The following is an 11,470-nucleotide window of genomic DNA, read 5'->3' on the forward strand; positions in this document are numbered from 1 at the left end:
TGCTCCTTACTGCTGGTCGGGTGGGGTGCCTACGGCGGGTTCAGCGACCGAGGGCGACGGCGGCGAAGGCCGCGAGCGAGGCGGTGCCGGGGGCGAAGTAGCCGGTGTGGCCGTGGGATCCGGTGGCGGGCAGCGGGCGGGCGCCGAAGCCGGGGGCGGTCGGGTCGGGGCCGTGGCCGAGGCCCAGGAGCGAGACGTTGGGCACGTTGGCGATCCAGTCGGAGCCGTTGCGCTCGACGGCCCAGAGCGGCACCCGGGGATCGAGGTCGGCCGCGGAGCCGATGCCCATCCCGGGGGAGCCGAGGACCACCACGCCCGAGGTCTGCCGCGGCCCGAGGCCGGCCAGCCCGCAGACCACCGAGCCGTAGCTGTGGCAGAACACCGTGGCGGGCGCCGCCGGGGCGGTGGAGACGGCGAGCCCGTCGAGCAGCCGGGCCAGCCGCGGCGCCCCGGCGTGGGCGAGCGTCTCGGTGGCGGCGTCCGGGCCGACGCCGACCGGGGTGGTGTAACCGGCCCAGGCGATCACGGCGGTCTGCCGGCCGGTGGCCTCGTACAGCGCGCGGGCCATCCCGGCCGGGCTGCCGTACGGATCGCCCGGCCGGTCGTAGCTGTGCAGGTCGATGTCGGAGCCGGGCACGATCACGGCCGTCCGGCGGGCTGTGGCGAGGTCGCCGTAGACCTCGGCGACCTGGCCGCGGCCGCGCGGGTCGAAGGCGAGGATCTGCCGGCCGCCGTCGAGCAGGGTGCGGTAGCGCTCGGCGCGGTCGCGGGCGGCGGCGTGGTCCTGCGGGGTGAGTGCCGGGTCGGTGGCGCGCGCCAGTTGGCGTTCGCGCTCCTCGGCCAGCGCCAGCGCGTTGGCCCGGTACCGGAGCGCGACCGGGGCGCCGTCCAGGTTGCCGACCACCAGCGGGTGACGGACGGCCAGCGCGTCCTGCGGGCCGGCCGGCAGCCGGTCGAAGAAGGCGGCCACCTCGGCCGCGGAGGCGGTCGCCGGGTCGGGCAGCCGGAGGCCGAGGGTGGTGTCCGCGACCCAGGCGGCGCTGCCGGGCGGCGGGCCGATGACCGCCTGCTGGGTGTCGGCGGCCCAGCCGCCCGCGCCCAGGACTGCGGCCAGGGCCACCGCGGCGGCGGCGACCGCCCGCCGGAAACGGCGGGGCCTGTGGTGGGTGCGCGGCTGCCGCATCTTCGCTGTCTCCCTTGTCCGTTCGGTCTCGACGGAGAGGAAGGTAGAAATGCGACGGCCCCGCGGACGTCACACCGCGGGGCCAACTCCCGGGTACTACCCGGGTATCACCTCCGCCCCGGGCCGAAGGGCGCGCCGGTACCGGGAGGGGTGGGGAGGCGAGGGAGGAGCGGGGGAGCGCCGGGCGCCGGTACCGGGTCAGCGGAGACCCCCGGGGGGGCGAGTGGACGCCGGCGTCACCGGCCCGGCGTCACTGACCCGGCGTCACCAGGCCCGACTCGTAGGCGAGGACCACCGCCTGGGCGCGGTCACGCAGGCTGAGCTTGGCGAGGATGCGGCCGATGTGGGTTTTGACGGTCTGCTCGGCGAGCACCAGCCCGGCGGCGATCTCCTGGTTGGAGAGGCCGCGGGCGATCAGCTCCAGCACCTCCGTCTCCCGCGGGGTCAGGCCGTTCAGCCGCAGCTTGGGGTCGCGGCGCTTGGCGGGCTTGGTCCGGGCGAAGTCCTCGATCAGCCGGCGCGTCACCGAGGGGGCGAGCAGCGCCTCGCCGGCCGCGACCACCCGGACGGCGGCGATCAGGTCGGCCGGGGGCGCGTCCTTGAGCAGGAAGCCGCTCGCCCCGGCGCGCAGCGCCTCGTACACGTAGTCGTCCACGTCGAAGGTGGTCAGCATCAGGACCTTGGGGCGGTGCGCGCCGGGGACGGCCGGGTCGAGCAGCCGGCGGGCCGCCTCCAGGCCGTCCATGCCGGGCATCCGGACGTCCATCAGCACCACGTCCGGGTGGGTGCGGCCGCTCACCTCCAGGGCCTGCGCGCCGTCCGCCGCGTCGCCCACGACGTCGATGTCGCTCTGGGCGTTCAGCAGGGCGGCGAAGCCCGCCCGCACCATCGCCTGGTCGTCGACGATGATCACGCGGATGGTCATGCGGGTGTCTCCCCGGGGGTGTCGAGCGGCAGGACGGCGGCCACCTTGAAGCCGCCGTCGGGCAGCGGGCCGGTGTCCAGCCTGCCATCCAGCAGCCGGACGCGTTCGCGCATTCCGACCAGTCCCTGGCCGGTGCCCTCGACCGACGCCTCCAGCGACTCGGTGCGCGCGGGCGGGGCGCCGTTCACCACGGTGACCAGCAGGCCCTCGCCGTCGACGGCCAGCGAGACCCAGGTCTGCGCGCCGGGTGCGTGCCGGACGACGTTGGCCAGCGCCTCCTGGACGATCCGGTAGACGGAGAGGTCGACGGCCGGCGGCAGGCTGCTGGCCAGCTCCGGCGGCGCGGCGAGCTCGGCCGGCACCCCGGCCCGGCCGACCGTCTCGACCAGCTGGCCCAGCTGCCCCACCCCGGGCTGCGGCGCCTTCTCGGCGGTGGACTCCTCGCTGCGCAGCACGCCCAGCAGCCGCCGCATCTCGGCCAGTGACTCGCGGGCGGTGCCGGCGATGGCGCCGAACTCCTCGGCGGCCTCCGGCGGGACGTCGGGTATCCGGTACGGCGCGCTGGCCGCCTGGACGGCGATCACCGACATGTGGTGGGCCACCACGTCGTGCAGCTCACGGGCGATCCGGGCGCGCTCCTCCAGCAGGGTGCGCCGCTCGCGCTCGGCCTCGCTGATGTGCTCCTGCTCGGCGAGCAGGCGTTGGGCCTCCGCCCGTTCCCGCAGGGCCCCGCCGAGCACCAGCACGGCGCCGGTCAGGGCCACCGCCAGCAGGCTGTTGTCGCCACCGAAGCGGCCGGCGGGGGCGAGCGCCGAGAGCACGAGGCTGACGGCGCCCGTGACCAGCCAGACGGAGAGCAGGGTGCGCCGGCGTTCGCGGAGTGCGAGCGGCAGCATCAGGAACAGGTAGCCGACCAGGCCGGTGGCGGGCCAGGGCCAGGGGGCGTGGGTGTCCCGCCCCGTGGTGAGGATCAGCAGGGAGGTCAGCAGGTCGGCGCCGCCGATCATCCACCAGGCGGGCAGTGGGCGGCTCACCGCCAGCAGCAGCGGCACGGTCTGTCCGACGGCGAGCCCCGCGGCCAGCCCGGCGTTGAGCCCGTAGTCGTTGGCGAGGACGTTGATCGCGCTGGGCAGCAGGGAGGAGAGCGCTGCCACCGCGAGGGCGTAGGGCAGGTAGCGGACCCAGCGGCGGGAGGCGTGGGCCAGCAGCGGGGCGTGGTCGGAGGAGGGGCGGGTGAGCGGGGCGAGCAGGGCGGGCAGCCGGCCGCCGCCCCGGGCCGGCCCGGCGGGCGGATCGATCATCCCGTCAGGTTAGGCGGCCCGGGGCGCTCCGGCGTCCGACCGGGGGCTGGATCCGGCCGTAGTACCCCGGTACGACACGCGGGTCTCAGTGCCGCCAGTCACCGGCCAACGCGGGCCCCAGCTGGTCGAAGTAACGACCGATCAGGGCGATCATGCCCTCCGGGCCGGACTCCTCCTGGTCGGCGGTCCAGGACAGGTGGGCCGCGCGCAGCACGCTGCCGAAGACGGCGGCGATCACCGTGGGGCGCAGGTCCTCGGCCGGGTCCAGGCCCTCGCGGGCCGCGATCACCTGGGCGACCACCCGTTCCTGCTCGGTGACCCGGCACAGGTGGGCGGCGAGCAGGGTGGGTGACTCCTCGATCATCGCGATCAGCTCCAGTGCGCTGGTGACCGAGCCGGGGCCGGTGTGCAGCGGGGAGCCGAGCTCGCGCCAGGACTCGACGATGGCGGCGCGCAGCGCCTGGATCGGGTTCTCCGCGGCGGGGCGCCGGCGCAGCCGGTCGATGAAGTAGTCCTCGGCGTCGGCCAGGACGGCGAGTGCGACCTCGTCCTTGTTGGCGAAGTAGCGGAAGAAGGTGCGCTGGGAGACGTCGACGGCGGCGGCGATCTCGTCCACGGTCGTCCGGGCGAAGCCCTGGCTCAGGAAGAGCCGGTGCGCGGCCTCGATCAGGGCGTCCCTGGTCTGCTGCTTCTTGCGCTCGCGCAGGCCGGGGCCGGTGCCGTCGGCGGTCCCGACGCGGCCGGCGGTTCTGCCGGCCGCCGGGGTGGCGGCGGCGGGCGAGGGCTGAGCGGCCATGGCGGGGGCCTTCCGGGCGGTGGGTGCGGCTGGGGTGCAGGAGCACAACTGTAGCGGTCTGACAAATGTCAGTGACGGACACTAGTCAGCGTTTGCCGAATGGCAGTCGCTGACATAATCTGCCGAACGTGGCGCCCTACGGCCGGGTAACTCGTGGGGACGGGTGGCCGGGGCGCCACACCCATGCCCGTTGTTCCGCCGCAATGCCCCCGGAGGGCCCAGATGAGCCAGTCCGTCGTCAAGAGCGCCAGGGCGGACGTGCCGCCGCAGCGCAAGCCTCCGTCCGGGGGCCGCCTCCAGGGGCACCCCTGGCTGACCCTGCTGACCGTCGCCGTCGGCGTGATGATGGTCGCCCTGGACGGCACGATCGTCGCGATCGCCAACCCCGTCATCCAGGCCGACCTCAAGGCCGCGCCCTCCGAGATCCAGTGGGTCACCAGCGGCTACCTGCTGGCCCTGGCGGTCTTCCTGATCACCGCAGGCAAGATCGGGGACCGGTTCGGCCACAAGAACACCTTCCTGGTCGGTGCCGTCGGCTTCGCCGCCACCTCGGCCGCGATCGGGTTCGCCACCAACATCCAGATGGTGATCGCCTTCCGGGTCCTCCAGGGCCTGTTCGGCGCGCTGCTCCAGCCGGCCGCGCTCGGCCTGCTGCGCGGGGCCTTCCCGGCCGAGAAGCTCAACATGGCGATCGGCATCTGGGGCGGTGTGATCGGCGCGTCCACCGCGGCCGGCCCGATCGTGGGCGGCCTGCTGGTCGAGCACGTCAACTGGGAGTCGGTGTTCTTCATCAACATCCCGGTCGGCCTGATCGCGCTGGCCCTCGGCATCTGGATCCTCAAGGACGTCCGGGCGGAGAACGCCGCCAAGTCCTTCGACATCCCCGGCATCGTGCTGCTCTCGGTGGCGATGTTCGCGCTGGTCTTCGGCATCATCAAGGCGCCCGAGTGGGGCTGGGGCGACACCCGGACCGTGCTCTTCCTCGGCGGCGCGGTGGTCCTGATGGCGCTCTTCGCGTTCTGGCAGAGCAGGGCCCGCGAGCCGCTCATCCCGCTCAGCCTGTTCCGCTCGCTGCCGCTCTCGGCCGGCACCCTGCTGATGGTGCTGATGGCCTTCTCGTTCTTCGGCGCGATCTTCTTCGTGACCTTCTACCTGCAGAACGTGCACGGGATGTCGCCGGTCTCGGCCGGCGTCCACCTGCTGCCGATGACCGGCATGATGATCGTCGGCTCGCCGCTGGCGGGCCTGGCCATCGGCAGGCTCGGCCCGCGGATCCCGATCGTGGCCGGCATGCTGATCACCACCGCCGCGATGTTCGGCATGTCCACCCTGGACGCGGGCTCCGGCACCGGCGTGATGTCGCTCTGGTTCGTCCTGATGGGCCTCGGCATCAGCCCGGTCATGGTCGGCGCCACCGAGGTGATCGTCGGCAACGCCCCGCTGGAGCTCTCCGGCGTCGCCGGCGGCCTCCAGCAGGCCGCGATGCAGGTCGGCGGCAGCCTGGGCACCGCCGTCCTGGGCGCGCTGATGGCCGCCAAGGTCACCGACGTGCTACCCGGCAACTGGGCCGGGGCCGGACTGCCGCCGGTCGAGAGTGCCCAGGCCGAGGGCCTCACCCAGGCCGCCCAGCTCGGCATCGCCCCGCCGGCCCCGCCCGGCACCCCGCAGCAGGCCGTCGACGCGATGGCCGGCGCCGTCCACGACTCCTTCGTCAGCGGGATGTCGCTCGCCTTCGCGGTCGCCTCCGTGGTGGCCTTCGCGGCGGCCCTGCTCGGCCTCCTCACCCGCCGCGGCGCCACCGACGCCGGCCCGGCCGTGCACATCTGACCCCACCCCGCGGTACGCGGGCGGCCCCGGACTCCACCGAGTCCGGGGCCGCCCGCGTACCGGGACGCTCCGACGGGCCCGGGAACGGCGAAGGGCCGGACCTCCGGGTGGAGGTCCGGCCCCTCAGGGTCCGACTGCCGGTCAGGCGTCGCCGCCGGCGGCGCCCGGGTCGGCGGCCGCCACGTCGAGCAGCTGGTAGCGGTCGATCGCGTCCTTCAGGGCGCTGCGGTCGACCTTGCCCTGCTTGGCGAGCTCGGTGAGCACGCCGAGGACGACCGACTGGGCGTCGATGTGGAAGAAGCGACGGGCCGCGCCACGGGTGTCGGCGAAGCCGAAGCCGTCGGCACCCAGCGACTGGTACCGGCCCGGCACCCAGCGCGAGATCTGGTCCGGCACCGCGCGCATCCAGTCGGAGACGGCGACGAACGGGCCCTCGGCGCCCTGGAGCTTCTGCGTCACGTACGGGACGCGCTGCGGCTCCTCCGGGTGCAGGAGGTTGAACTCCTCGGCCTCCACCGCGTCGCGGCGCAGCTCGTTCCAGGAGGTCGCGGACCAGACGTCGGCCTTGACGTTCCATTCCTCGGCGAGGATGCGCTGGGCCTCCAGGGCCCACGGCACCGCCACGCCGGAGGCGAGGATCTGGGCCGGGATCTGGCCGGCGGTCGCCGGGGCGTACCGGTGCAGACCCTTGAGGATGCCCTCGACGTCGACGTTCTCCGGCTCGGCCGGCATCTTGATCGGCTCGTTGTAGACGGTCATGTAGTAGAACACGTCCTCGCCGTGCGGGAACTCCGCGGACGAGCCGTACATCCGCCGCAGGCCGTCCTGGACGATGTGCGCGATCTCGAAGCCGTACGCGGGGTCGTACGCGACGACGCCCGGGTTGGTCGAGGCCAGCAGCTGCGAGTGGCCGTCGGCGTGCTGCAGGCCCTCACCGGTCAGGGTGGTGCGGCCGGCGGTGGCGCCGATCACGAAACCGCGGGCCAGCTGGTCGGCCATCTGCCAGAACTGGTCGCCGGTGCGCTGGAACCCGAACATCGAGTAGAAGACGTAGACCGGGATCAGCGGCTCGCCGTGGGTCGCGTAGGACGAGCCCGCGGCGATGAGCGAGGCGGTGCAGCCGGCCTCGGAGATGCCGTCGTGCAGCATCTGCCCGGTCGGCGACTCCTTGTACGCGAGCAGCAGCTCGCGGTCGACCGACTCGTAGGTCTGGCCGAGCGGGTTGTAGATCTTCGCCGACGGGAACAGCGAGTCCATACCGAAGGTGCGGTACTCGTCCGGGGCGATCGGCACGAAGCGGTTGCCGATGCCCTTGTCGCGCATCAGGTCCTTGAGCACCCGGACGAACGCCATGGTGGTGGCGATGGTCTGGTTGCCGGAACCCTTCTTGACCGCCTTGTACGCGTCGTCGCCCGGGAGCTCCAGCTTGCGCGGCCGCACCTTGCGGGTCGGCACGTAGCCGCCCAGCTCCTTGCGGCGGTCGTGCATGTACTGGATCTCCTCCGAGTCACGGCCCGGGTGGTAGTAGGGCGGGTAGCCCTCCTCCAGCTGCTTGTCCGTGATCGGGATGTGCAGGCGGTCGCGGAAGCGCTTGAGGTCCTCGACCGTCAGCTTCTTCATCTGGTGGGTCGCATTGCGGCCCTCGAAGTTGGGGCCGAGCGTCCAGCCCTTGACCGTCTGCGCGAGGATGACCGTCGGCTGGCCCGTGTGCTCGCGGGCGGCCTTGAACGCCGCGTACACCTTGGCGTGGTCGTGACCGCCGCGGCCCAGGTGCTGGATCTGCTGGTCGGTCATGTTCTCGACCATCTTGCGCAGCCGCAGGTCGCCGCCGAAGAAGTTCTCGCGGATGTACGCGCCGGTCTCGGTGGCGTAGGTCTGGAACTGGCCGTCCACCGTGGTGTTCAGCTTGTTCACCAGGACGCCGTCGCGGTCCTGCGCGAGCAGCGGGTCCCAGCTGCGGTCCCAGACGAGCTTGATCACGTTCCAGCCGGCGCCGCGGAACTGCGACTCCAGCTCCTGGATGATCTTGCCGTTGCCGCGGACCGGGCCGTCCAGACGCTGCAGGTTGCAGTTGACCACGAAGGTCAGGTTGTCCAGGCCCTCGCGCGCGGCGAGCGACAGCTGGCCCAGCGACTCCGGCTCGTCCATCTCGCCGTCGCCGAGGAAGGCGTAGACGTGCGAGTCGGAGGTGTCCTTGATGCCCCGGTGCTCCAGGTAGCGGTTCATCCGGGCCTGGTAGATCGCGCCGAGCGGGCCGAGGCCCATCGAGACGGTCGGGAACTCCCAGAAGTCCGGCATCAGCCGCGGGTGCGGGTAGCTGGAGAGGCCGTACGGGGCCTTCGACTTCTCCTGGCGGAAGGCGTCGAGCTGCTGCTCGGTCAGTCGGTCCAGGAGGAACGCGCGGGCGTAGATGCCGGGGGAGGCGTGACCCTGGAAGAAGATCTGGTCGCCGGACTCGCCCTCGGCGTCCTTGCCGCGGAAGAAGTAGTTGAAGCCGACGTCGTAGAGCGACGCGGAGGAGGCGAAGGTGGCGATGTGGCCGCCCACGCCGATGCCCGGGCGCTGGGCGCGCGAAACCATGACGGCCGCGTTCCAACGGGTGGCGTTGAGGACCTTGCGCTCGATCTCCTCGTTACCGGGGAAGAAGGGCTCGTCCTTGGTGGCGATGGTGTTGACGTAGTCCGTGCTGCGCATCTCGGGCACGGCGACACGCTTCTCGCGGGCGCGCTCGATCAAGCGGAGCATCAGGTAGCGGGCACGCTCGCGCCCCCGCTCGTCGATGGCCGCGTCAAGCGACTCCAGCCATTCCGCGGTCTCCTCGGGATCGAAGTCCGGGACCTGACTCGGAAGGCCGCCAATGATGATCGGGTTGCGATCGGATCCGGAAGCCACGCTGTTCCTTCACTGTCGGTCGAAACTTAGGTGTGTCGCGCCGCCTCCATCGTGCTACCGCGCTCGGAGATCCGTCATCTCTACCGATCGGTAACCGTTCCGCCTGGTGGGCGGTACGGTCTGGCGGAGTGCGGAACAGGCGCTGTTGCCTGCGCCGCGCACCACCGGGTGTTACGAAAAGAGGTGGTCCGACCTGGTTGCCCGACCGTCCGATGGCGGGCGGTCGGGGTGAGGGCCAACAGGAGACTCTACGCCCGCGCACGCGCGGACCCGAATGCCGTTCGCATCTCGGGCACGCGTACGGCCTGTGGACCGGGACCACCCGAAGCATCCTTGTCTCACGCAGAGAAGGGCAAATCGGTGTGATTCGCGACACCTCGACCGGCGTGTCCCCCTGCGACACGTCAACCTTTGGAGGGGATCGGGGGTCGGGTACTTGCGCGAACCGCCGCGCCCGTGTGGACTACGGCCACAGCCTCGGCATGGATGCCGGGCCGAATACTGGAGGTTATTCCCGTGAGCGCGACCGCGGACCCCGCGGACAAGTCCAACCCGGCGCACCGTCTCGGTTTCGAGAAGGACCAGATCATCCAGGAGCTGGGGTACGACGACGACACTGACCAGGAACTCCGCGAAGGCATCGAGGAGCTCACCGGGACGGATCTCGTCGACGAGGACTACGACGACGTCGCCGACGCCGTCCTGCTGTGGCACCGCGACGACGACGGGGATCTGACCGACGCCCTCGTCGACGCCCTGGAGTACCTGGCCGAGGGCGGCCTGATCTGGCTGCTGACGCCCAAGACCGGCCGCGACGGTCACATCGAGGCCTCGGACATCGCCGATGCGGCGCGGACGGCCGGCCTCTCCCAGACCAGCTCGATCGCGATCGCCAAGGACTGGGCCGCCACCCGTCTGGCGACCAAGGCCACCAAGGCGGGCAAGCGCTGAGCGCCCCGCGGAGCTGAGCCGCGAACCAGGACCGGGCCCCGCTGGAGGAAGCTCCAGCGGGGCCCGGTCGTTTCACCGTCCCGGCTGGAGACCCTGCCGGTGAGTGCGTTCGCCCAGGGCGAAAGTGACCGCCCCGGACGAGGGTGCCCTCACCCGTTCGGCCGAATCGGTGCAAACGGATGCGAGGATGTCGCTCGCCGCGCCCGCCGCGCGGCCCCGTCGCGTCAGAAAGGTCCCACCATGGCCATCGAGGTCGGCACCGAGGCTCCGGACTTCGAGCTGAAGAACCAGCACGGCGAGCTGGTCAGGCTCTCCGACTTCCGGGGCGAGAAGAACGTCGTCCTGGTCTTCTACCCGTTCTCCTTCACCGGCGTCTGCACCGGCGAGGTCTGCGCGATCCAGAAGGAGCTGCCGCGGCTGCAGAACGACGACGTCCAGGTGCTCGGCGTCTCCAACGACTCGCCGTTCACCCAGCGCGTCTTCGCCGAGCAGGAGGGCCTGGACTACCCGCTGCTCTCCGACTTCTGGCCGCACGGCGAGGTCTCCCGCGCCTACGGCGTCTTCAACGAGGAGAAGGGCTGCGCGGTCCGCGGCACCTTCGTGATCGACAAGGCCGGCGTGGTCCGCTGGAGCGTCGTCAACGACCTCCCGGACGCCCGTGACGAGCAGGAGTACCTGAAGGTCCTCGGCTCGCTCTGAGTCCGCCTTCCGCCCCCGCGGGCCCGGTCCGGCCGAGAATTCGAACAGCCACGCCGGGCCCGTTCCCTGCCCAGGACGGGAACCCGGCACTACGATCGGTCCGTTGGCTGGTCAGAGGCCCGGGGGCAACCGCCGCCGACGCCTTGGACCGCACCACGGGGGCACCACGGCGTGCCTCCCGATTCTTGGAGGACAAGTGGGTGTCAGCCTGAGCAAGGGCGGCAATGTCTCGCTCACCAAGGAGGCCCCCGGCCTGACCGCCGTGGTCGTCGGCCTCGGCTGGGACGTCCGTACCACCACCGGCACGGACTTCGACCTGGACGCCAGCGCCCTGCTCTGCAACGACCAGGGCAAGGTCGGCACGGACGGCAACTTCGTCTTCTTCAACAACCTGAAGAGCCCCGACGGCTCGGTCGAGCACACCGGCGACAACCTGACCGGTGAGGGCGAGGGCGACGACGAGCAGATCAAGGTCAACCTGGCCGGCGTTCCGGCGGACGTGTCCAAGATCGTCTTCCCGGTGTCCATCTATGACGCCGAGAACCGGACGCAGAACTTCGGCCAGGTCCGCAACGCGTTCATCCGCGTGGTGAACCAGGCCGACAACAAGGAGCTGGCCCGGTACGACCTCTCCGAGGACGCCTCGACCGAGACCGCGATGGTCTTCGGCGAGCTCTACCGCAACGGTGCCGAGTGGAAGTTCCGCGCCATCGGCCAGGGTTACGCCTCCGGCCTGCGCGGCATCGCCCAGGACTTCGGCGTCAACGTCTGAGCCCGGGGCGGGCCCCGGAGGCCTGACGCAGCACCACCGGCCGGGGGGGGGGGGGGGGGGGGGGGGGGGGGGGGGGGTGGCGGTGGGTGGTCTTTTTTTATTTCCAGGCGAGGGAAGGGTGCGA

At 72.0% G+C, this 11,470-nt stretch carries 9 protein-coding genes; 4 read left to right on the plus strand and 5 right to left on the minus strand.

Annotated elements, in window-relative coordinates; all coding sequences use genetic code 11:
• Nucleotides 1–40: 40 nt before the first annotated feature.
• The 4 genes from ACZ5WK_RS05680 to ACZ5WK_RS05695 all read right to left on the minus strand — a co-directional run bounded on the left by ACZ5WK_RS05680 (nt 41) and on the right by ACZ5WK_RS05695 (nt 4,205).
• A complete protein-coding gene (locus ACZ5WK_RS05680; RefSeq protein WP_465545299.1) occupies nt 41–1,183 on the minus strand; it encodes an alpha/beta hydrolase in 1,143 nt (380 codons plus the stop codon).
• Between the two features lie 250 nt (nt 1,184–1,433).
• Nucleotides 1,434–2,108, minus strand: coding sequence for a response regulator (locus ACZ5WK_RS05685; RefSeq protein WP_465545301.1), 675 nt, complete (start codon nt 2,106–2,108; stop codon nt 1,434–1,436).
• A complete protein-coding gene (locus ACZ5WK_RS05690; protein ID WP_465545303.1) occupies nt 2,105–3,409 on the minus strand; it encodes a sensor histidine kinase in 1,305 nt (434 codons plus the stop codon). Before ACZ5WK_RS05690 ends, ACZ5WK_RS05685 begins: the two co-directional genes overlap by 4 nt.
• Nucleotides 3,410–3,494: 85 nt before the next feature.
• Nucleotides 3,495–4,205, minus strand: a complete 711-nt coding sequence (locus ACZ5WK_RS05695) for a TetR/AcrR family transcriptional regulator (RefSeq protein ID WP_465545305.1) — start codon at nt 4,203–4,205, stop codon at nt 3,495–3,497.
• Between the two features lie 222 nt (nt 4,206–4,427).
• Between ACZ5WK_RS05695 and ACZ5WK_RS05700 the strand changes: the two genes are divergently transcribed.
• Nucleotides 4,428–6,032, plus strand: coding sequence for an MFS transporter (locus ACZ5WK_RS05700; RefSeq protein ID WP_465545307.1), 1,605 nt, complete (start codon nt 4,428–4,430; stop codon nt 6,030–6,032).
• Nucleotides 6,033–6,173: 141 nt separating this feature from the next.
• On the opposite strand, the gene aceE is transcribed toward ACZ5WK_RS05700, so the two are convergent.
• Nucleotides 6,174–8,924 carry a pyruvate dehydrogenase (acetyl-transferring), homodimeric type gene (aceE, locus tag ACZ5WK_RS05705; RefSeq protein WP_465545309.1) on the minus strand — a complete coding sequence of 917 codons (2,751 nt, stop codon included), beginning with the start codon at nt 8,922–8,924 and terminating at the stop codon, nt 6,174–6,176.
• A 516-nt stretch (nt 8,925–9,440) separates the two neighbouring features.
• On the opposite strand from aceE, the gene ACZ5WK_RS05710 reads away from it, so the two are divergent.
• The 3 genes from ACZ5WK_RS05710 to ACZ5WK_RS05720 all read left to right on the plus strand — a co-directional run bounded on the left by ACZ5WK_RS05710 (nt 9,441) and on the right by ACZ5WK_RS05720 (nt 11,346).
• On the plus strand, nt 9,441–9,875 hold the full coding sequence (locus tag ACZ5WK_RS05710) for a DUF3052 domain-containing protein (RefSeq protein WP_396319602.1): 435 nt from the start codon (nt 9,441–9,443) through the stop codon (nt 9,873–9,875).
• A 240-nt stretch (nt 9,876–10,115) separates the two neighbouring features.
• Nucleotides 10,116–10,574, plus strand: coding sequence for a peroxiredoxin (locus ACZ5WK_RS05715; RefSeq protein WP_465545312.1), 459 nt, complete (start codon nt 10,116–10,118; stop codon nt 10,572–10,574).
• Between the two features lie 196 nt (nt 10,575–10,770).
• The gene (locus ACZ5WK_RS05720) at nt 10,771–11,346 is read left to right on the plus strand and encodes a TerD family protein (RefSeq protein ID WP_396319600.1); all 576 of its coding nucleotides are present in this window, start codon (nt 10,771–10,773) and stop codon (nt 11,344–11,346) included.
• Nucleotides 11,347–11,470: the final 124 nt, after the last annotated feature.

Source organism: Kitasatospora sp. NPDC032757 (assembly GCF_055579305.1).